The sequence below is a fragment of the Pigmentiphaga soli genome (assembly GCF_039541095.1).
GTDB classification, from domain to species: domain Bacteria; phylum Pseudomonadota; class Gammaproteobacteria; order Burkholderiales; family Burkholderiaceae_B; genus Pigmentiphaga; species Pigmentiphaga soli.
On the sequence record NZ_BAABFO010000015.1, the window covers coordinates 49,284 to 68,515 of the forward strand.

21 protein-coding genes and 1 tRNA gene are annotated in these 19,232 nt (G+C 66.2%); 10 read left to right on the forward strand and 12 right to left on the reverse strand.

All coding sequences use genetic code 11. The annotated features are described in order from the left end of the window. Genes ABD927_RS15635 through ABD927_RS15650 form a run of 4 tightly spaced genes read right to left on the reverse strand, consistent with a single transcriptional unit; the run spans position 1 to position 3,471 of the window. The gene (locus ABD927_RS15635; protein WP_345250763.1) at positions 1-774 is read right to left on the reverse strand and encodes a 2-keto-4-pentenoate hydratase; all 774 of its coding nucleotides are present in this window, start codon (positions 772-774) and stop codon (positions 1-3) included. Beyond that, positions 771-1,517, reverse strand: coding sequence for a dienelactone hydrolase family protein (locus ABD927_RS15640; RefSeq protein ID WP_345250764.1), 747 nt, complete (start codon positions 1,515-1,517; stop codon positions 771-773). Before ABD927_RS15640 ends, ABD927_RS15635 begins: the two co-directional genes overlap by 4 nt. A 12-nt stretch (positions 1,518-1,529) precedes the next feature. After that, positions 1,530-2,486 (reverse strand): tripartite tricarboxylate transporter substrate binding protein, encoded by a 957-nt coding sequence (locus tag ABD927_RS15645; protein WP_345250765.1) that lies wholly within the window; start codon positions 2,484-2,486, stop codon positions 1,530-1,532. 4 nt (positions 2,487-2,490) lie between these two features. Beyond that, positions 2,491-3,471: a Bug family tripartite tricarboxylate transporter substrate binding protein gene (locus ABD927_RS15650; protein WP_345250766.1), complete on the reverse strand. Its 981-nt coding sequence runs from the start codon at positions 3,469-3,471 to the stop codon at positions 2,491-2,493. Between the two features lie 88 nt (positions 3,472-3,559). Between ABD927_RS15650 and ABD927_RS15655 the strand changes: the two genes are divergently transcribed. Both ABD927_RS15655 and ABD927_RS15660 read left to right on the forward strand, forming a co-directional pair. After that, complete coding sequence (locus tag ABD927_RS15655; protein ID WP_345250767.1) at positions 3,560-4,363, forward strand: IclR family transcriptional regulator; 804 nt, start codon at positions 3,560-3,562, stop codon at positions 4,361-4,363. A 65-nt stretch (positions 4,364-4,428) separates the two neighbouring features. Continuing rightward, positions 4,429-4,519 (forward strand) — tRNA-Ser (locus ABD927_RS15660). A 71-nt stretch (positions 4,520-4,590) separates the two neighbouring features. On the opposite strand, the gene ABD927_RS24565 is transcribed toward ABD927_RS15660, so the two are convergent. Then, complete coding sequence (locus ABD927_RS24565) at positions 4,591-4,857, reverse strand: DUF2514 family protein (protein WP_425570272.1); 267 nt, start codon at positions 4,855-4,857, stop codon at positions 4,591-4,593. Here ABD927_RS24565 and ABD927_RS24570 point away from each other — a divergent pair. Together ABD927_RS24570 and ABD927_RS15670 are read left to right on the forward strand one after the other, a co-directional pair. After that, positions 4,813-5,034, forward strand: coding sequence for a toxin-antitoxin system TumE family protein (locus ABD927_RS24570; protein ID WP_425570273.1), 222 nt, complete (start codon positions 4,813-4,815; stop codon positions 5,032-5,034). The genes ABD927_RS24565 and ABD927_RS24570 overlap by 45 nt on opposite strands. Beyond that, positions 5,031-5,411 (forward strand): HVO_A0114 family putative DNA-binding protein, encoded by a 381-nt coding sequence (locus ABD927_RS15670; protein WP_345250769.1) that lies wholly within the window; start codon positions 5,031-5,033, stop codon positions 5,409-5,411. The genes ABD927_RS24570 and ABD927_RS15670 overlap by 4 nt, the downstream gene beginning before the upstream one ends. A gap of 144 nt (positions 5,412-5,555) precedes the next feature. Here the strand turns inward: ABD927_RS15670 and ABD927_RS15675 are convergent, their stop codons facing one another. Continuing rightward, entirely contained in the window at positions 5,556-7,868 is a 2,313-nt protein-coding gene (locus ABD927_RS15675; RefSeq protein WP_345250770.1) for a phosphocholine-specific phospholipase C, read from the reverse strand. A 407-nt stretch (positions 7,869-8,275) separates the two neighbouring features. On the opposite strand from ABD927_RS15675, the gene ABD927_RS15680 reads away from it, so the two are divergent. The 3 genes from ABD927_RS15680 (at position 8,276) to ABD927_RS15690 (ending at position 10,897) form a co-directional block, all read left to right on the forward strand. Then, positions 8,276-8,578: a hypothetical protein gene (locus ABD927_RS15680; RefSeq protein WP_345250771.1), complete on the forward strand. Its 303-nt coding sequence runs from the start codon at positions 8,276-8,278 to the stop codon at positions 8,576-8,578. Positions 8,579-8,687: 109 nt separating this feature from the next. Next, positions 8,688-9,671: a Bug family tripartite tricarboxylate transporter substrate binding protein gene (locus ABD927_RS15685; protein ID WP_345250772.1), complete on the forward strand. Its 984-nt coding sequence runs from the start codon at positions 8,688-8,690 to the stop codon at positions 9,669-9,671. 38 nt (positions 9,672-9,709) lie between these two features. After that, positions 9,710-10,897, forward strand: a complete 1,188-nt coding sequence (locus ABD927_RS15690) for an acyl-CoA dehydrogenase family protein (protein ID WP_345250773.1) — start codon at positions 9,710-9,712, stop codon at positions 10,895-10,897. A 39-nt stretch (positions 10,898-10,936) separates the two neighbouring features. Here ABD927_RS15690 and ABD927_RS15695 read toward each other — a convergent pair whose 3' ends face one another. Genes ABD927_RS15695 through ABD927_RS15720 form a run of 6 tightly spaced genes read right to left on the reverse strand, consistent with a single transcriptional unit; the run spans position 10,937 to position 16,164 of the window. After that, entirely contained in the window at positions 10,937-11,752 is an 816-nt protein-coding gene (locus ABD927_RS15695; RefSeq protein ID WP_345250774.1) for a c-type cytochrome, read from the reverse strand. Beyond that, a complete protein-coding gene (locus ABD927_RS15700) occupies positions 11,752-13,377 on the reverse strand; it encodes a b(o/a)3-type cytochrome-c oxidase subunit 1 (RefSeq protein ID WP_345250775.1) in 1,626 nt (541 codons plus the stop codon). The genes ABD927_RS15695 and ABD927_RS15700 overlap by 1 nt, the downstream gene beginning before the upstream one ends. Continuing rightward, positions 13,364-13,945, reverse strand: coding sequence for a cupredoxin domain-containing protein (locus tag ABD927_RS15705; protein ID WP_425570268.1), 582 nt, complete (start codon positions 13,943-13,945; stop codon positions 13,364-13,366). The genes ABD927_RS15700 and ABD927_RS15705 overlap by 14 nt, the downstream gene beginning before the upstream one ends. Next, positions 13,942-14,121: a hypothetical protein gene (locus tag ABD927_RS15710; RefSeq protein ID WP_345250776.1), complete on the reverse strand. Its 180-nt coding sequence runs from the start codon at positions 14,119-14,121 to the stop codon at positions 13,942-13,944. The genes ABD927_RS15705 and ABD927_RS15710 overlap by 4 nt, the downstream gene beginning before the upstream one ends. 11 nt (positions 14,122-14,132) lie before the next feature. After that, complete coding sequence (locus tag ABD927_RS15715; RefSeq protein ID WP_345250777.1) at positions 14,133-15,419, reverse strand: c-type cytochrome; 1,287 nt, start codon at positions 15,417-15,419, stop codon at positions 14,133-14,135. A gap of 4 nt (positions 15,420-15,423) precedes the next feature. Next, positions 15,424-16,164 carry a c-type cytochrome gene (locus ABD927_RS15720; protein ID WP_425570269.1) on the reverse strand — a complete coding sequence of 247 codons (741 nt, stop codon included), beginning with the start codon at positions 16,162-16,164 and terminating at the stop codon, positions 15,424-15,426. 210 nt (positions 16,165-16,374) lie between these two features. Here ABD927_RS15720 and ABD927_RS15725 point away from each other — a divergent pair, with 210 nt between their 5' ends. The 3 genes from ABD927_RS15725 to ABD927_RS15735 are packed head-to-tail and all read left to right on the forward strand — an operon-like array spanning position 16,375 to position 19,123. Beyond that, the gene (locus tag ABD927_RS15725) at positions 16,375-17,211 is read left to right on the forward strand and encodes an alpha/beta fold hydrolase (RefSeq protein WP_345250778.1); all 837 of its coding nucleotides are present in this window, start codon (positions 16,375-16,377) and stop codon (positions 17,209-17,211) included. Positions 17,212-17,271: 60 nt separating this feature from the next. Next, complete coding sequence (locus tag ABD927_RS15730) at positions 17,272-17,952, forward strand: GntR family transcriptional regulator (protein ID WP_345250779.1); 681 nt, start codon at positions 17,272-17,274, stop codon at positions 17,950-17,952. Positions 17,953-17,995: 43 nt separating this feature from the next. Next, positions 17,996-19,123, forward strand: a complete 1,128-nt coding sequence (locus ABD927_RS15735) for a mandelate racemase/muconate lactonizing enzyme family protein (protein ID WP_345250780.1) — start codon at positions 17,996-17,998, stop codon at positions 19,121-19,123. The last annotated feature ends 109 nt before the right edge of the window (positions 19,124-19,232 follow it).

Genomic DNA, 19,232 nt, shown 5'->3' on the forward strand with positions numbered 1-19,232 from the left:
TCAGGCGAAACGGACGTTCACGCTGCCCAGGCGCGTGAAATCGACCTGTATGGCGTCGCCGGCGGACACGGGCACCGCCTGCACCAGCGAACCGGTCATGACGATCATGCCGGCCGCCAGCCCGGTGTCGAAGCGGGACAGCACATTGGCGATTTCGGCCACCACGCCCAGCGGGTTGCCCAGCACTTCGACGCCCGTGCCCGAGCCCCTGGGCTGGCCGTTCAGCCGGATGGCCGCGCCTTCGCTCCGCAGGTCGAGCCCGGACAGCGACGACAGCGGACCGCCGACCACGATGCCGCCGGTCGATTTGTGCGTGGCGATCCCCATCTGGCGGCTGCGCGTCTTGCCGCCGATGGACCAGTCCGCATACTCGATGGCCGGGAACACGCCTTCCGTCGCGTTGGCGACGTCCAGCCACGTCAGCCCGGGGCCGGCCAGGTCTTTCTTCAGCAGCACCGCGATCTCAGGCTCGACGATGGTATGGATCTGCGGCTTGAGCGCGATCGGCGCCGACTCGTCGGCCAGGCCGGACTGCATCAGGCAGCCGACGATCGGTTCGTCCATGCCGTTGGCCTGCTGCATCGCCTTGCTGGTGTACGCGGCCTTGTAGCCGATCAGGCGGTCGCCCTTCGCGCATTTGCGCCGCGCCACCGCCAGCATGAGCCGGTACGAATCGTCGATCGAAATGCCCGGCACGACCTCGACGATGTCTTGGAACGGCTCGCTGAGCGCGATCTGCCGTTCGAGGTAATCCAGTATGTCGTCGGTCGTCACTTGTCGTCCCCCTTGAGTTGGCGTTGGAACATCGAGAAGATGCGCTCCCAGGACCGCTCGGCCGCCGCTTTCTGGTAGACCGGCCGGCCGGGAAACGAAAATCCGTGATGCGCGCCCGCGTGGATGTCGGCCTCCCAGCGCGCGGCGCATTGCTTTTCGGCCAGCGCGATGAAGGCCTGCGCCTGCGGCAGCGGCAAGGCATAGTCGTGCTCGGCGAAGCCGAAATAGACTTCGCCGCGCAGGCGCTCGAGCAGCTTGTGCGGCGAGTCGGGCGCGTCGGTCATCATGCGGGTGCCGAACAGCGAGCCGTTGGCGACGAAGACCTCGGGAAAGGCGGCCCCGGCCTGCACCACGAAGCGGCCGCCCATGCAGAACCCGACCGAGCCGGCCGGGCCGCGGCGGGCCGCCGGGTCGGACCCGATATGGCGCAGCAGCGCGGCGGTATCGTCCATGACTTCCGGGTCGCTCAGGCTGTCGAGCACCAGCTTGCGCAGCGCCGTCACGCGCGGCGTCTTGTTCTCCGGATCGATGACGATCTTGCCGAGCCGGTAGTAAAGGTCGGGCAGCGCGCAGTAGTAGCCCTCGGCCGCCACGCGGCGCGCCAGGTGCAGCAATACCGGGCTCATGCCGCCGACGTTCTGGTACATCACCACCACCGGAAAGGGGCCGGGGCCGCCGGGGGTCGCGATGAATGTCTCCATCAGGCCATCGGGCGTCCTGACGTGAACGGTTCCTTCCAACATCTGCTTCTCCTGTTATTCGAGCTTGATGCCTTCCGCGGCGACGAGGGCCGCCCAGCGCTGCAGTTCGTCCCGGGCGAACGCGCCGAACGCCTGGCTGGAGCCGCCGACCACTTCGAAACCCTGGGCGCGCAGCGTCTGCTGCAGATCGGGCGCCTTCAGCACTTGGCCGATCTCGCGGTTGAGCAGGCCCACCACCCCGGCCGGGGTGCCGGCGGGCGCGAAGAAGCCGGACCACAGCGCCACGTCGTAGTCCGGCACGGTTTCGGCGATCGCCGGCACGTCCGGCATCGTGGGCGCCCTGTGCCGCGTGCTGACGGCGAACGGGCGCAGCCGGCCGTTGCGGATCTCGGGCAGGGCGTTGTTGACGGGGTTGAGCATCAGGTCCAGCCGGCCGGCGATCAGGTCGGTGGTCGCGGGCGAAGCGCCCTTGTACGGCACATGGTGCATCTTGACGCCGGCGCGCCGTGCCAGCAGTTCTACGCCCAGGTGGTTGGAGCTGCCGATGCCCACCGATCCGTAATTGATGGCGCCGGGCTTGCTGCGCGCCAGCTCCAGCAGGCCGGCCAGGTCTTTCGCCGGCATCGACGGCCCGCCCACCAGCACCATGGGGCCCGAGGCGGCGTAGATGATGGGCGCGAAATCCTTGCCCGGGTCGTAGGGCAGATTGGCGTGCAGCGCCGGCACGGTGGCGAAGCCGATCGACGCCAGCAGCAGGGTATGGCCATCAGGGTCGGCGCGGGCCACGGCCTGCGTCGCGATGATGCCGTCGGCGCCCGGGCGGTTGTCGACGATGACGGGCTGGCCCAGGCGCTCGGACAGCTTCTGGCCGATGATGCGCGCCTGGACGTCGATCGGCCCGCCAGCGGGGAAGCCGACCACGATCCGCACGGGGCGGGACGGATACTGCGCCTGCGCGGCGGCCGACAGGGCAGCGATGCAGCACAATGCGATGAGCCGTAGTGCGTTCATGGCGCTACTCCAGCGTGATGCCGAGCGTCCTGGTCATCTCGGCCCAGTCTTTCAGGTAGTCCGAGGTGAACTTCAGGAAGCTGGCGGAGGAGTCGGAGGACACCGGAAGAAAGCCGAGCCCGCGGATCTTGGACTGGTACTCGTCCGACCGCACGGCGGCGACGATCTCGCGCGAGATGCGCTCGGCCACCGGCGCGGGAACGCCGGCCGGGGCGCAGATCCCCAGCCACGATCCGTTCACGAACGGCAGCCCCTGTTCGGCCAGCGTCGGCACTTCCGGCAGCGAATCGACGCGTTCGGCGGTGGCCACGCCCAGGATCCTGAGCCGGCCGGCCCGGTAGTACTGGGTCGAGTTGCCGATCGCGTCGAACATCAGGTGAACGCGGCCGGCGATGAGATCCTGGATCGCCGCGCTCAGGCCGCCCTTGTATGCGATGGGCGCGATGCTGATGCCCGTGGAATGGGCGAACCACAGTCCCATGATCTCTTCCACCGAACCCGCGCCGAGGCTGCCGAGGTTGAGCTTGCCGGGATGGGCCTTCGCGTAGGCGACCAGCTCGGGCGCGCTGCGGACGGGCAACTCGGCCGTGACGCTCAGCACGAAGGGGTTCGACGCGATCAGCGACACCGGCAGGAAGTCCGGCACGCCGAATCCCGGGTTGCGCGCCAGCGCCGCGGTCAGGAAGGTACTGCTGGTGCACTCCAGCAGCGTATAGCCGTCCTTGGGCGCGCGCACGAATTGCGCCGCGGCCACCTTGGTGGCGGCGCCGGGGCGGTTTTCGATGACCACCGGCTGGCCGAGCGAACGGCCGGCGATGTCGGCCACCAGCCGCGCGGCGGTATCGGCCGGGCCGCCAGGGCCATACGGCACGACCAGCGTGATCGGCTTCGAAGGGTAGGCCGGCTGCTGCGCCAAGGCAGGCCCGGCCGCAAGCACGCCGCCAAGGACTGCGGCGGCAAGAGTACCGTGAATCCTCCAGAACATCGTCTCCTCCTGTTGTCGTCATTGCGCTTTTCAAGGTGTGCGCTTATCGTTGCGATATCCGCAACACTGGGTCTCAATTCATCCTAGCATGCACAATTCGTCCGCAACACAAGGCATCCAATCGGTGGGCCTGACGCTTCGCGTGCTGGAAGCGCTGGCCGCGTCTCCGTTCCAGCAAGGGGCCAGCGAACTGGCAAGAAGCCTGGACATCAGCAAGTGGCGCCTGCACCGGCACATCCACACGCTGCGCGAACTGGGCTACGTCATCCAGGACGCGGAGACCGGCAAGTTCGAACTCGGAACCGTGTTCTACAACCTGACCAAGGCGATCCCGCCGCGCTTCAGGTTCATGGAATTCGCGCGGCCGGCCATGGCGGCGCTGCACGGGGAAATCCGCCATACCGTGGTGGCCGCCGTGCTGGTCAACGACAAAATGGTGCTGCTCGACAGCGTGCCCGATGCCGGGCAGGGCGGGCTCGACATCGCGCGCGGCAAGCCGCACGACCTGCATGCGTCGGCGCATGGCAAGGTCGCGCTGGCCTTCGGGCCGCCGCCGCTCTTGGAAGATGTCGTCCAGGCGCCGCTGCGGCGCTACACCGCGCAGACCATCACGGATCCGGCGCGCCTGCAGCGCGTGATCGCCCAGGTGCGCATCAGGGGATGGGCATCGGCCTTCGAGGAAGGCCCGCGCAGCGGCATCAACACCATCGCCGCGCCGCTGATCGGGCCGGACCAGGCCTTCCTCGGGTCGATCGGCTTCATCGTGCCCGGCCGGGCGCGCGCCGTGCGGCCCAAGGTGCATGAAACCGAGATCGAGGCGCTCAAGGCGAGCGCCGAACGCATCTCGGGCGAACTGCGCTCGGCGCTGCCGCAGGCGGGAAGGGGTGTTTGAGCAGTGCCGCGTTTGGTGCTAGAATTGCGGGCTTGTCTGGCTCTGACTACTCTGGCCGGGCAAACGGAGAGGTGGCAGAGTGGTCGAATGTACCTGACTCGAAATCAGGCGTACGGTAACCCCGTACCGTGGGTTCGAATCCCACCCTCTCCGCCAGTGAAATCAATGACTTACGTCATTCCTGAAAGGTCGCTTCGGCGGCCTTTTTTGTTGGGATGGTGGGGGATTTATTGCCGTGTCGCCGGCTGAATAGCCCGCACGTATCCCTGCAATCCCATCACCTTGGCGCCGAGTCGGTCAGCTTCTGCCGCCACGTCGACATATCGGCTTGCGCAGCTGCCGACCACGTACCGCAGCACGGCGGCGCCGTCGGTGGCACCATCAATGCCGGGTCCGGCGCCGGGATCTGCGCCGGGGCCACCACCACGGGCGGTAAGGGCATCGAGCTGCTGGCGCAGCCGGCCAAGCTCAGCAGCAGCGCCGGCAGCGGCCATAAGTACCGTCTGGCCTATGTTGTGAACGAGGTCTGCGTCCTGCGCTACGACAACGAAGTCGGGAAGGACGGCCATCGGCACGTGGATGGTGAAGAAGTGAGCCACACCTTTACGACGCCGGCGCAGCTGATCGCCGATTTCTGGCGCGACGTCAACCAGCGGAGGAACCTGCAATGAACACCGTTACCCTCTCGGTGGCATCCCAGGAGGATGTCACGCGCCGATTTCTCGCCGCGTTCGACGGCGAGCCCCAGGGTGCCCACATTTCGTTCGAATCACCGGAGGTGCTGTGGAAGGTGCTCACCGCGAAGCGGTGGGGCATCCTGCAGGCGATGGCCGGGCAGGGCGGCATGCCGATCCGCGAGGTTGCGCGCCGAGTGGGGCGAGACGTCAAAGCCGTGCATGCAGACGTTCACGCCCTACTGAAGGCGGGCATCCTGGACCGCGCGGGCACCGGCGTGGCGTTCCCCTACGACGCCGTCCACGTCGATTTCACGCTCCAAGGCGCCCCGGAGGGGACGGGCGCTAACGCGGCCGCCCAGCATCGCGCCTGACCGCTCCAACCGGAACCAGCCACGATAAGTCGCGAGCAGATCGTCGGGGTACAAGATATCAAAAGCCCCTGAATTGAACTGACCCCCGAAAGTTGGACGAAATCCGACCTTCGGGGGGCAGTTCATTTTTTCAGGGGCTTTTTATCAAAAGCGGTCGGCCATCCCCATGGCCGGATCGCTCACCGAGTGGCGGCCGGTCTCCACGCGGCCGGCCAGGCGGCGCTGGAAGCTGGGGTCGGCTTCGCAGGTGACGATGAAGTCGTACCAGCAGCCCGTCGATTCCAGGTTCCAGTACAGCGACTGGGTGCTGCGGCCATGCAGGCGCAGTTCCCATTCGGTGCCGGCGCCGGCTTCCTGCTCGGGGCCGGGCAGGTGGGGGGACTTGGCGCTGCGCAGCCTGCCGTAAAGCCGGTTGGATTTGACCGTCAGCGTCAGCTGCCCGTTGCCGTCGTTGCGCGCTTCCAGCCGCAGGCCGCTGCGCTCCGGGTCGTAGGTGACATGCACTTCCGGGGCCGGCGCGTGCCTGCCGCGCAGCGCCGACAGGTCTCCCTTGAAGCCGCGGTGAAAGCCGTTCGGGCCGAGCACCCACAGATCGTACTTGTCGCGACCCGTCGAGGCCGGCTTCCACACGTCGTCGAGCCTCTTGCCCGGCTCGACTGCGTAGCGTTGCGGCAGGCGGTCCAGATTCAGCTTGTCGTAGACGTGGAACACGGCGCCCTGGCGGCCGGTGTTGGCGAACGTCAGTTCGACGATGCCCGAGTCCGCGTCGGTCCTGGCGTCGACATGCAACTCGTACGGCAGCGCGCGCGACGGACGGAAGCCGGTCGCTTGCGCCGGCATGCCGCGGTTGGCATCCGGCACGATCTGGCCCAGCGCCTGTTGCGCAGCCCGCAGGGCATCGGCGTCGGCCTTGCTCTTCTTGCCAGCGATGGTCGGCAGCGGCTCGTTGTTCGGCGACTTGAAATTGAAGGCCGTGGTCAGGTCGCCGTTGATCAGCCGGCGGTACGGCGAAATATTGGTTTCCTTGATGCCGAAGCGGGCTTCCAGGAAGCGCAGCACCGAAGTGTGGTCGAACGTCTGGGAATTGACCCAGCCGCCGCGGCTCCACGGCGAGACCACCCACAGCGGCACCCGCGGGCCCGGCCCGTACGGCTTGCCGTCCGGGCCGCCGGCCGGTTGGCTGTTGGGCGTGGCGCCGGTGTCGGCGCGGGTCACGTACGGATGCGTGAAATACTCGACGCCCAGGTCGGCGCTGTCCAGCGTGGTCTTGCCGGCGTAGCTGCCGTCGCCGTTCGGCGACGGGGGGGCGGCCGGGGGCACGTGGTCGAAGAAACCGTCGTTCTCGTCGAAATTGATGAGCAGCACGGTCTTGCTCCACACCTCGGGCACGGCGGTCAACGCGTCGAGGAACTGCTGCACGAACCACGCGCCCTGAACCGGGCTCGAGGGCCCCGGGTGCTCGGAATACACGTCGGTCGGAACAATCCACGAGACTTCCGGCAGACGGCCGTTTTTCACATCGTCGGCGAAGGCCTCGACGAAAGTGCCGTTGGTATTGGGGTCCTCATCGGTGGTCGGCAGTGTATTGGCGTAGCCTTTGATCAGCGGCTGGGCCTCGGCATCGGCCGGATCGTAGACCGGCTGGGCGGCCTGGCTCAGCGACGTATTGACCTGGCGCGCCGGCGGCAGCGCCTCGTTGGCCTGGCGGAACTGCTTGAAGCCGAGCAGCGGGTTGCAGCCGTAGGTGTTCTTGATGTTCTGGTAGACCTTCCAGCTCACGCCGGCCTCTTCCAGGCGCTCGGCGGTGGTCTTCCAGTCGAAGTAGGCCGATGCCGACGTGGTGACCGAGAAGTCGCCGCTGAAGTTGTTCACGAAGGTCTTGCCGTACAACGCCCCGGTCGTGCCGGTGGAGTGCATGATGCGGTTCGGGTGCGTGCCGCCTAGGAACGCACAGTGGTAGTCGTCGCAGAGGGTGAATGCCTCGGCCAGCGCCCGCTGGAACGGGATTTCAGCGGTGTCGAAATAGCCCATCGTCTGGTTCTTCTTCGACACCGGCCATGCGGCCATGCGACCGCCGTCCCAGGCGTTCTGCGTGTCGACCCAGCTGTGCGGCGTACCGGCGACGCGCTGTGCGTTGCCTTTGGTCTCATCCAGGTGGTAGGGCAGGTCCACGTTGCCGTTGGCATCGAGCTGCTGCCAGACGTTGCGGCCGTCCGGCAGCGGAATCGTGAAGCGGTCGCCGTAGCCGCGCACACCCTTGTAGGTGCCGAAGTAGTGGTCGAACGCGCGGTTCTCCATCATCAGGATCACGACGTGCTTGACGTCCTTGATGGTGCCGGTCTCGTGGAATGCGGGAATGGCCAGCGCCTTGCGGATGCTGGGCGGGAAGGTGGCGAGTGCGGCGGCGGACAGGCCGCTGCCCGCGACGCCTTGCAGAAACTTGCGGCGTGAGTTCATGGTCTTGGTTCCCTGGATTGAATTTTCTTTTGCCGCCCTGGTGCGTGCGGTGAGGAAAATTTAGGAAAGACTTGTGACACGCCAGTGGCCTGAAACCGCAAAAAACGATTTGGGGCGCAGTGTTACGGTTGTTAAGTTTTCTGCGAATTCCTGACGTTTTTCTGAATCATTGACGAGCGTCATTGCGCTCCCCGGCGATTTTCGTCGTTGGGTTTTCTCTGGAGCGCCGAATAATAATGAGAGTCGGGCGCTTTTTATCCGTTGATGCCTGCCGCGCCTATGGACCGGAGGCATCATAATACCGCCGGGATTTTCGAAGATCTGCTCGCGCAGGCGACCCTTCGGGCGTGGACGTCGATTTTGAAAATGTCGGCGGCCGGTATTCGATGCCGTGCTGGGGCGCCTGAATGATTTTTCCCGTGGCGATATGCGGGCTGATTTCGCAATACAACCTTGCAGTGCCTGACGGCCTGGCCAACGTGGCGGCGATTGTGAACCGCAATGTGACGGTCCAGGGCTTCCGATTGTCGAATTATCCATCGCACCGGCCCGCGGCGCTGGCCGACCTGAAGCGCTTGCTGCGCAGCGGGGCCGTGACCAACGATGAAACCGTGGTCGAAGGCATTGAAAACGCTCCCGGCGCGTTTATCAGCCTGTTCCGCGGAGCAAACATCGGCAAGATGCTGGTGCGGGTTGGCGCCGACGATTGAGCCGTTTCAGCGTTGCCTGGGGTTCATTACTGTATGGACGGGGAGGTGATTTTTCTTCGGGTTTCCAGGGCATATAGTCGTAGCGCAAGCCTATTTCCTGGACGAGACAATGAAACTGAAACCAATGGCGGCGGCCGCCGCGATTGCCGCCGCAAGCGGATGTATCGGCACGCACCCGGCCCATGCGCAGGATGTGGACGGCTATCCCACGCGGCCCATAACGATGGTGCTGCCCTATTCTCCGAGCGGCAGCGGCGACCGGTTCGCGCGCGTTCTGGGGCAGGAGGTCGAGAAAACGCTGGGCCAGCCGATCGTCATTGAATACCGGGCCGGCGGAGGAACGAATATCGGCACGGATTACGTCGTCCGTTCCAAGCCCGATGGCTACACCCTGCTGCTCGCAGGAACGCCGCTGACCGTGAATCCCAGCCTCTACAAAAAGCTGTCGTTCAGCGTGTCCGACCTGGCTTCCATCACGATGGTTTCGATTTCTCCGTACCTCGTGGTGACCGGCCCCAAACTGCCGGTGAACACCTTCCAGGAATTCATCGCCTATGCCAAGGCCAATCCGAACAAGGTGAATTACGCATCGGCAGGCATAGGCAGCGGCGCCCACCTGGCCGGCGCGCTGATGAACCAGATGGCCGGCATCGACATGAATCACATCTCGTACAAGAGTTCGTCCCAGGCGTTGACCGATCTGATCGGCGGGCAGGTGCAGCTGAATTTTTCGCCGCTGGTGGTCAGCACCAATATGGCCGAGGCCGGCCGGCTGAAGGCGCTGGCCGTCACCTCCCTGAAACGGTCCGCCACGCTGCCGAACGTGCCTACCGTGTCCGAGTCGGGTCTGGAAGGCTACGAAATACTGGGTTGGTACGGAATCATGGCGCCGAAAGGCACGCCCGACCCCATCATCCAGAAGCTGAACAAGGCGTTCGTCGATGCGATGCACGAGCCCACCGTCATCAAGGCACTGGCCGTCGACGGCATCGAACTGATACCGGGATCGCCGCAGGACATGGACGCGTTCCTGAAGCGGACCGAAAAACAGGCAGCCAGGATCGTCCAGCTGTCCGGCGCCAGGATCGAGTGAGCGGCAATCGCCCGATCGGTATCTATACAGAGACAGAAATGGATTTCGAACTTCCAGAAGTGACGCGCATGGTGCGCGATACCGTCAAGCGATTCGTCACGAACGAATTGATTCCGCACGAGGCCCTGATCATACGGCGCGAGGCTGAACGCGGTTATACCGATGACCCCCTGATTCCGCCCGATCTCGAAAAGTCCTTGCAGGACAAGGCGAAGGCCTTGGGACTCTGGGGCGTTGACGTGCCGGAGGCGTTCGGCGGGCAAGACCTTGGCATGCTGACCAAATGCATCGTCATCGAACAGATCAAGAACACCATCCTGCCGTTCGTCCTGCCCCCCGAAAGCCCGAATCTTTTCCTCCTCAGCCAGCTTTGCAAGGGCGCCCAGATCGACCGCTATCTGGTCCCCTATGCCAAGGGCGAGAAAAGAAGCTGCCTGGCGCTCAGCGAGCCCGGCGCGGGATCCGACGCCGGCGCGATCAAGACGCGGGCCACGCGCAAGAACGGAAAGTGGTACCTGAACGGCAACAAGACCTGGATCAGTAACGCCCGCAGGGCGGATTTCATGATCGTCCTGGCAAAGGTCGAAGGCATCGAAAACCAGAAGGCGGCGATGACGGCTTTCCTGGTCGACAAGGACACGCCCGGCGTCACGATCACGGGCCCGATTCCCATGATCGGCGAACACGCCCCCTATTCGATTTTCTTCGACAACGTCGAATTGACGGACGAGAACGTGCTCGGGGGCATCGGCGAAGCGTTCACGCCCTTGAAGAAGCGCCTGGGAGTAAGACGCCTGGACATCGCGTCCCGCTGTGTCGGCCTCGCCACCCGGTGTCTGAACATGATGATCGAACAGGCCAACAGCCGCTCGACGTTCGGCCAATTGCTCGCCGATCGTCAAACCATCCAGTTCTGGATCGCCGATAGCTATCAGGAACTGGAGATGGTGCGCCAGCTCGTCTACAAGCTCGCGTGGCGGATCGATAAAGGCGAATCCGACATCCGGATGGACGGCGCGATGGTGAAAATCCAGTCCACCGAAATGATCGGAAGAGTCGTCGACCGGGCCATCCAGTTGTTCGGTGGAATGGGGCTTTCCAAGGATCTTCCCTTGGAATACATCGCGAGGCAGGTGCGGGTGTTGCGCGTCGTGGAAGGGCCCAGCGAGGTCCATCGCTGGACGATCGGCCGCGACCTGCTGAAAAACGGGCTGCCGGAGTCCTGATGCTTCACCATTCAAGATGCCCGGCGTCTGCCCCGCGCTTCACTGCCCCTCGGCCACCGCCGCCTTGCGCGCATAGAACGCCGCCACCTCTTCGATCTCGGCATCCGTCATCGGCCTGGCCATGTTGCGCATTTGCGCCTCGGCGTCGTTGCGCCGCGTGCCGGCCCTGAAGGCCTGCAGCTGTTCCACCAGGTATTCGCGCGGCATGCCTTCGATCCATGGAGCGCCCAGCTTCTGGTCGACGCCGCCATGGCAGGAAATGCAGGGCGCGATGTTGCGCAGCGGGGCGCCCACGCGCACCAGCGCCGGCAGGCTCTCGTCGTAGGTGGTCGGCGCCGTGCGCGCCTTGGGCAGGTAGGCATAGTAGGCCGCGAGATCGCGGATGTCGCGATCCGACAGATTGGCCGTCAGCGCCTGCATGATCGCGCTTCGGCGCTGTCCGCTCTTGTAGTCGAGCAGCTGCTTGATGACCACTTCCGGATACTGGCCGGCAAGATTGGGCGCGTTGGAAATGCTGGCGCCCTGGACGCCGTGGCACATCGTGCAGTTCAGCGCGAGCGTGGCGCCGCGCCCCACCGAGCCGGTGCTGCTGCGCAGGTCGGCCATCGATCGTTCGAGGATCACGTCGGTGGAGGGCGGACCGGCGCGTATTCCGTCGGCGCCGGACGACCACGAAGCGGGCGCGCCCGCCGCGCGGCAGATGCTGTCCCACAATCCCCCGGCGGTGAAATCGCCGTGCACCGAGGGCAGCCAGACGAAGCCCACCAGAAAGGCGCCGGCGGTCAGCCCCGCCAGCGCGGCGATGCTGCGCCGGAACCCGCGATTGCGCCACGAATGGCCGTCGTGCCGGTTCATCAGCGGCCTCCGATCGGAATGATGGGCACCGAGGCGTCCTTCAGTACCGCGAGCTGGAAGATGGGGTAGCCGTAGTTGACCAGCGTCAGGCCTATCATCATCGCCACCCACAGGCCGAAGCCGTTCAGCAGCACGGGCGTGTGGCCGTCGGGATGCGCCATGCGGCTGAACGAGAAGGGCTGCGGCCGGGGCCCGGCCTTGCGCCGGCCGGCCGTGGCCAGGATGTAGACGAGCAGGAAGGCCGACACCACCAGCAGCAGGCCCCCCAGCGTCGAGGCCGTCACCGTCCACGCCTGCGACCGCAGATCGGGATGGGTATAGTCGAAATACGCCATGCGCCGCGGCATGCCCAGCAGGCCGACCAGGTGCCACGGCATCGACAGCACCAGCATGCCGACGAACCACAGCCACAGCTGGGTGCTGACCAGACGCCGCGGCAGCGGCCCGCAGCCGGTCAGCTGCGGCCACAGATCGTAGGCGATCATGAAATACATGATGACGATCGCGCCGGCGAAGATCAGGTGGAAGTGGCCCGTGACCCACTGCGTGTTGTGCACGGTTTCGTTGAGCTGGTAGCTCATGTTGATGATGCCGCCGGCGCCGCCGAAGCCCAGCATGACGAAAGAGAAGGTCACCGCCAGCATCATCGGGTTGTCCCAGGGCAGGGCCTTGACCCAGCCGAACAGCCCCTTGCCGCCGCGCAGCCGCCCGGCGATTTCGACCGACGCGACGATGGTGAAGACCGTCAGCAAGGTCGGCACGGACACCATCGCAGTCATCGCCGCATGCACGAACTTGAAGCCGGCGCCCACCTGCGGGTCGGCGAACAGGTGATGGATGCCGATGGGCATCGAGAAGACCAGGAACAGCACGAAGGCGACGCGGCCCATCGTGTCGCTGTACAGCCGCCCGCCGATGGCGCGCGGTACCAGCGTATAGAACGCGATGTAGGCCGGCATCAGCCAGAAATAGACGATGGCATGCAGCGTCCACGAGAAGAACACGCGCGCCAGGCCCGCGTTGATGGTGTCGTTCAGGCCGAGCGAGGCGGGCAGGATCAGCACCAGCACCTCGACCGCCGCGCCCACCGACGTCCAGGCCCACAGGTAGGCGCCGGCCACGTTGCCGAACATCGCCAGCGGCACGGCGGCGCCGGGATTGGCCTTTTTCCAGGCGCGCAGATTGATCGACATCAGCGCGACCCAGAACCACGAGCCCACCACGACCAGCACCACGCCCAGGTAGTAGAAGGGACTGGCGATCATCGGCGGGTAGAAGGTGTAGAGCACCGAGGCCCTGCCCAGCGCCATCGTGACCGCGGCCATGGCGGTGCCGGCGATGACCAGCCAGAAACCGGCCCAGGCCCATTTGAGGCCGACCAGCGGCCGTTTCAGCGCCAGCTCGGAAATGGCGTAGCCGAACCCCATCGCCACCAGCGTCGGCAGCACGTAGGCCATGACCGTGCCGTGCGCGGTGACCGAGCGGTAATAGTGCTCGGGATTGTTGACCCATGCAGCCAGCGGGCTGCGCACGAACATCTGCCATTCCCCCAGCAGGATGGCGCCCAGGAAGGCGATGAAGGCGACCCAGAAGTGCGCCAGGACGAGTTTCTTAGCGTGGAACACAGCTCATCCTCTCTTCGTTGCGGGCGCGGGCCAGGAAGTCTTCGGGCGGCAGTACCTGCACGTGCGCCCACATCGCCTCGTGGCCGGTGCCGCAGTACTCGTGGCAAGGCATGAGCTGTTCGCCAGGCTTGGAGAACGTGGTCGTGAAGGTGGAGACGAATCCCGGGACCAGCATCGTGTTGGCGTTCGTGCGGCCGACCACGAAGCCGTGGATGGCGTCGCTGGCGGTGCCGCGGAAAGTGACGGGGATCCCGGCCGGGACCACGATGCACTGCGGCTGGAAGGAATACTGCTGCGCCACCAGGCGCACGGTCACCTTGCCGTCGGCGTCGACGGCGGTGCCGAGATTGCTTTCGACGAACTCGCCGCGCAGATGCAGCGTTTTGACGTCGACCGTCTCCACGCGCGAAGGCGGCATCGAGGCCCAGTGCAGGCCGGTCACGATCATCATCAGCACCAGCAGCGCGATGATGGCGCCGACGATGACGGCCCAGCGCCGTTCGGCGGCGACGGCGACCGCCTCGGGGGCGTGGCCCGGCGGCCCGTGCGGCGGCATCGTCGCGCTCATTGCACCGCTCCACGCGGCAGATAGACCACCAGGTAGAAGGCGAAATAGATGGCCACCACGATGAAGGTCGCCACGCCGGCCACGGCGAAGGCGCCCATGGGGCCCTTGCTGACGATCTCTTCCACCCGCGCATCTTCGTGGCGCAGCGGTTCGGCGTTATCGCTTTCTTCAGCCATCTTGCCCTGCCTTATTCCGGAAGCAGTTTGCGCAATTCGTTGACTTGCGCCGGCGTGACCGGCGTGCCGCTGTTATCCCACGCCACGCGGATGTAGGTCACCACGGCGGCCGCTTCCCGGTCGTCCAGAATGTGGCCGAACGGCGGCATGCCATGCGGCCGCGGATTCTTTTGCGTGCCAGGCGGATAGCCGCCATTGAGCACCATGCGGATGGAGTTGACCGGCGATGCCATCGTGATCGACTGGTTGCCGGCCAGCGGCGGGTAGGCGGGCGGATGCCCCTTGCCTTCTTCGTCGTGGCAGACCGCGCATTGCTTGCCGTAGATGCGCCGGCCCAGTTCCAGCGTGCCGGGATCGACCAGGCGCGCCTGGCTGGTGGGCGGCGGCTCGGAATCCCGTTGCGGCAAGGCCTTCAGGTAGACGGCCATGGCTTCGATGTCGTCGTCGCTCATGTATTGCAGGCTGTTGTAGACCACTTCGGCCATCGGGCCATAGACCGTGCCGCGATGGGAAACACCGATCTGCAGCAGATCGGCGATCTCCCTGATCGTCCAGTTGCCCAGCCCGGCCTCGTGGTTCGAGGTCAGCGACGGCGCATACCAGTTCTGGTTCGGAATCATGCCGCCCTCGAATTCCCGCGAGGTGCTCGATCCGCCCAGGGCGTTGATGGCGGTGTGGCACATCGAACAATGCCCCAGGCCCTGGACCAGATACCCACCGCGGTTCCATTGCTTCGACTGTTGCGGGTCGGGCTGGTATTCGCCCTGGCGGAAGTACAGCGCGCGCCAGCCGAGCAGCAGCTCGCGGTTGTTGTACGGAAACTTGAGCTCGTGCGGCCGGTTCTTCAGGTTGACCGGCGGAACCGACATCAGGTACGCGTAGATGGCATCGGAGTCCTCGCGCGTGACCTTGGTGTACGAGGCGAAGGGCATGGCCGGGTAGAGCAGCGTGCCGTCGCGCGAGACTCCGGTGTGCATCATCCGGTAGAACTCCTCGGCCGTCCACCGTCCGATGCCGGTTTCGTCGTCGGGCGTGATGTTGGGCGTATACAGGGCGCCGAACGGCGTCGGCATTGCGCGCCCGCCGGCGAAGGTCTTGCCGCCGGGCGCGGTGTGGCAGGCCACGCAATCGCCGGCGCGAGCCAGGTATTCGCCTTTCGTGATGATCTGCGTCGTCGCGTCGACGGCTGCGGCATGCTCGCCGCGCGGCAGAGCCGCCGGATACAGGACGTAGACCACGCCTGCCGCCACGATGACAAGCAGGGCCAGGACGGCGAACAATGCGGTGCGTGTTCTCATCGCGTTACCGTTGGCTGCCGCATGCCAGCGGCATGCGTACCAGGTTCGGGGACTCGGGCGAGGGATTGGACGGCGGCCGCTGCGTGGCCAGCCATGCCGATACGGCGGTGATATCGGCGTCGGACAGGCGCCCCGCTATCCGCTTCATGCAGTCCGGCTCCGCGGCGTGGCGTTCGCCGACACGCCACCGGGTAATCTGGGCGGCGATATAGCTCTGCCGAAGGCCCACCAGCCCCGGAATGCCCGGGTTCATGCCGGTGAGCCCGGCGCCGTGACAGGTGACGCAGGCCGGAACGCCGGCATCCGGATCGCCGGCCGTGGCCAGCGTCTGGCCGCGCCGCAGCGTGGCGGCGTCGGCCGTCGGCGCGCCGCCCGCAGAGAAGGGGGGCTGCTGCCTGGCGAAGTGCTCGGCGATCTCGCGCAGGTATCCGTCCGGAAGGTAGGCCACCAGGTAATTCATCGGCGGGTAGCGCCGCGTTCCGTCGCGGAATGCGACCAGCTGGTTGTACAGATAGCCCGCGGGCTTGCCTGCGATGCGGGGGAAGTAGCCGTTGTTGGTGCCTTGGCCGCTTTGCCCGTGACAGGTGACGCAGCCCTGCACCCGGGCCTCCATGCTGTCGAGCGTCTTGTAGGCCGGCACGGCGTCGTCCTGCGCGCCGGCGCACAGCGGACCGAGGGCGAGCGCCGCGGCGGCGATGCCGGTTCGAACGGCGGGCAGTAGGGGGCGGGATTCGTGGCGTTTCATTATCTTCCCCGGGGGCGGGTCTTACCACTTATGCCGGCTTTATATCGCAGCTTCGACAAAGAGGTACACATTGCGAAGACAAACTTGCGACAGGATGCGACGAAATCCCCCCGCCGCCTCTGCCGCGGCTGGTGGATCCGACAGCTTGACACGCCTTCGATTTCGTCTAGGATTGGATCCAATTAGGATTCAATCGGCTGGAGGATGACCATGGACAGTGGCAAGAAAGCGGCCGTCGCGCCCCGCACGATCGAAGTCCGCACCGACGACGGCGTGCAACTGGCGGTTCGCGTCCTGCGCGAAGGCGCGGCCGCTGCCAGGCCGGTCCTGTTCATCCATGCGCTGGCGATGGACGGCCGCATGTGGGAGCGCGTGGCAGCCGTGCTCGACGTGCCCGGCACGCTGTATGCCATTGACTGCCGCGGCCATGGCGCCTCCGGAAGGCCCCCCGCGCCGTTCACCACCGAACGATTCGCGCGCGATGCCGCCAACGTGCTGGACGCCGTCGGCGCGCCCATCGCGCACCTGGTGGGATGCTCCATGGGCGGCACCGTCGCGCTGGCCTTCGCCGGCCGCTTCCCCGGGCGCCTGGCCAGCCTCACCGCGATCGATTCCACCGCCTGGTACGGTCCCGAGGCCGCCGGCGCGTGGGAAGACAGGGCGCGACGCGGGCTGGCCGATGGCCTGGCCTCGCTGGTCGAATTCCAGGTCGCGCGCTGGTTCAGCCCCGGCTTTGCCCAGGCCAATCCCGATATCGTCGAACAGGCCGTCGCCACGTTTGTGCGCAACGACCCGGAGTGCTACGCCGCGGCCTGCCGCATGCTGGGCACGGCCGACGAACGCGGACTCCTGGGCGCCTATGCCGGCCCGGCGGCATTCGTGGTGGGCGAGGACGACTACGCCACGCCGCCCGCCATGTCTCGGGAGGCCGCCGGTTTTATCGCGGGCGCCCGGGTCACGGTGCTGCCCGGCTGCCGGCACTACACGCCGCTCGAAGCTCCCGAGCAGGTGGGCCGATGCATCGCCGGGGTGGTGTCGGGCGGCTGAACGCCCTGCGGCCGATGCGCTCCGCACCGCATTCTCGTGGATCCAGAAAGGATTCGATTCATGTCCGATTCGCAGACCGAAGCCTATACCTATCTCAAGGACGCCATCCTCAACCTCGAACTCAGGCCGGGGCAGCCGCTGCGAACCCAGGCGCTGGCCGAGGCCGTCGGCCTCAGCCGCACGCCGATCCGGCTGGCGCTCGGGCAGCTCGAGCAGGAAGGCCTGGTCAGCCGGGCGGGCGGCTGGGGCTATGTGGTGCGTACCTTGTCGTTCAAGGAAGCCATCGATCTGTACAAGGTGCGCGAGGCGCTGGAAGTGGAGGCGGTGCGCGAAATGCTGCCGCGCTGCGACGCCGCCGTGCTGGCTTCGTTGCGCCAGTGCCTGGATCGCGCCGAAAGCCATATCGAAAAAGGCAGGCTCGCCGACTTTCGCGGCAATACGCGGCAGTTCTACCGGATCATCGCCAGGGCTTCAGGCAACGAATGCCTCATCTCCATCCTGGCATCGCTCGACGCCCGCATCCGGTTGCTGGGCGCCATGATGGCCCACCGCCACCTGGGCCGCCCGCGCGAGTCGCTCGCCGAAAACCGGGCCTTGCTGGCGGCGCTCGAGCGGCGCGACGCGGCCGGCGCCGAGCGGGCGGTCAGGCAGCACGTGTCCAATGCGCGCGACACGCTGGCGCGATGGGTGATGACCGAGGCCAATGACCTGGCAGTGCGGACCGAGAGCTTTCCAACCTGATCGACCGGGGCATCCCGCCCCTGCAGCACAGAGGAGACACGCCATGAAAATTACCGAGGTCCTGATCCGTCCGATGCGCATCCCGCGCAAGGAGAGCTTCGCCGTCCGCACCGGCGCCTACGATTTCCTGCCCAACACGCATGTGGAAATCCGCACCGACGAGGGCCTGGTGGGCCATGGCGAAGGCGCGCCCATCGTCGATTATTTCGGCGAGGGCCAGGAAAGCATGGTCGAGACCATGAAGCGCTATCTCGCGCCCGCGCTGCTCGGGAAGGACCCGCTGAACATCCGCGAGCGCATCCGCGACATGGACGCCGCCATTCCGCGCAATCCCTGCGCCAAGGCGGCGCTCGACATCGCGCTGCACGACATCAAGGGCAAGGCGTTCGGCGCGTCCATCGGTTCGCTGCTGGGCGGAGCGTCCAGCCGGGAGGTGCCGATCACGGTGTCGATCGGGCTGGCCGAAAGCGAAAAGATGAAGGCCAAGGCGGTGGAGGCGGCCGAGCAGGGCTTCACCGTATTGAAGCTCAAGGGAGGGCAGAGCGTCGTCGAAGACCTGACCCATCTGTCGGTGGTTCGCGAGGCGGTCGGCGAACGCGGGCCCTGGCTGCGGCTCGACGCCAACGCCGGGTACGTGAACCGGGGCGAGATCTACCGCTACCTGGACGAGCTGCGCGCCTTGCGCCTGATCCTGCTCGAACAGCCGTATCCCTCCCAGGAATGGGAGGCGCTGCGATCGCTGCGCGACCAGCTGCGCATTCCCATCCTGCTCGACGAATCGATGCAGACGCCGTGGGACTTCCAGCAACTGGTCAAGTCCCCCGAAGGCTTCGTGGCCAATCTGAAGGTCCAGATATGCGGCGGCCTGTACAAGGCCTCGCAACTGGTGGCCGCGTGCGAGCGCTTCCAGATCCCGGTGATGATCGGCTCGCAGCGCGAGTCCGCGATCGGCAATACCGCCAGCCTGCATCTCGCGTCGCTGATCACGCGCATGGACTACACCTGCGACCAGCGCTACGCCAACGCCGTGCCCGAGTCCGCCGAGGTGGTGGTCGACGGCCCGTCGCTGGCGCGGCCGATGGTTACCGTGCCGACCGGCCCGGGGCTGGGCGTGACGGTGGACTGGAAGCGCGGCGAGGCGAACGCGCTGGCCACGCTGTCGGTCCGCTGACCTTCCCGCCCGCCTGTCGAAGCCCTTCCGCCAGCCGCCGCAAGGCGGCGTCCCGCATCGCAAGCAGTCCCCCCCCCCCCCCCCCCCGCAAACACCCGCTGGACAAATC

Coding starts and splice junctions, on each gene's coding strand:
- ABD927_RS15725 (WP_345250778.1), top strand. CDS start 16,375: ATGGACAGTGGCAAGAAAGCGGCCGTCGCGCCCCGCACGATCGAAGTC.
- ABD927_RS15640 (WP_345250764.1), bottom strand. CDS start 1,517: ATGTTGGAAGGAACCGTTCACGTCAGGACGCCCGATGGCCTGATGGAG.
- ABD927_RS15680 (WP_345250771.1), top strand. CDS start 8,276: ATGATTTTTCCCGTGGCGATATGCGGGCTGATTTCGCAATACAACCTT.
- ABD927_RS15645 (WP_345250765.1), bottom strand. CDS start 2,486: ATGAACGCACTACGGCTCATCGCATTGTGCTGCATCGCTGCCCTGTCG.
- ABD927_RS15705 (WP_425570268.1), bottom strand. CDS start 13,945: ATGAGCGCGACGATGCCGCCGCACGGGCCGCCGGGCCACGCCCCCGAG.
- ABD927_RS15670 (WP_345250769.1), top strand. CDS start 5,031: ATGAACACCGTTACCCTCTCGGTGGCATCCCAGGAGGATGTCACGCGC.
- ABD927_RS24565 (WP_425570272.1), bottom strand. CDS start 4,857: ATGGCCGCTGCCGGCGCTGCTGCTGAGCTTGGCCGGCTGCGCCAGCAG.
- ABD927_RS15650 (WP_345250766.1), bottom strand. CDS start 3,471: ATGTTCTGGAGGATTCACGGTACTCTTGCCGCCGCAGTCCTTGGCGGC.
- ABD927_RS15655 (WP_345250767.1), top strand. CDS start 3,560: ATGCACAATTCGTCCGCAACACAAGGCATCCAATCGGTGGGCCTGACG.
- ABD927_RS15730 (WP_345250779.1), top strand. CDS start 17,272: ATGTCCGATTCGCAGACCGAAGCCTATACCTATCTCAAGGACGCCATC.
- ABD927_RS15695 (WP_345250774.1), bottom strand. CDS start 11,752: ATGAACCGGCACGACGGCCATTCGTGGCGCAATCGCGGGTTCCGGCGC.
- ABD927_RS15685 (WP_345250772.1), top strand. CDS start 8,688: ATGAAACTGAAACCAATGGCGGCGGCCGCCGCGATTGCCGCCGCAAGC.
- ABD927_RS15690 (WP_345250773.1), top strand. CDS start 9,710: ATGGATTTCGAACTTCCAGAAGTGACGCGCATGGTGCGCGATACCGTC.
- ABD927_RS15715 (WP_345250777.1), bottom strand. CDS start 15,419: ATGAGAACACGCACCGCATTGTTCGCCGTCCTGGCCCTGCTTGTCATC.
- ABD927_RS15675 (WP_345250770.1), bottom strand. CDS start 7,868: ATGAACTCACGCCGCAAGTTTCTGCAAGGCGTCGCGGGCAGCGGCCTG.
- ABD927_RS15720 (WP_425570269.1), bottom strand. CDS start 16,164: ATGAAACGCCACGAATCCCGCCCCCTACTGCCCGCCGTTCGAACCGGC.
- ABD927_RS15710 (WP_345250776.1), bottom strand. CDS start 14,121: ATGGCTGAAGAAAGCGATAACGCCGAACCGCTGCGCCACGAAGATGCG.
- ABD927_RS15735 (WP_345250780.1), top strand. CDS start 17,996: ATGAAAATTACCGAGGTCCTGATCCGTCCGATGCGCATCCCGCGCAAG.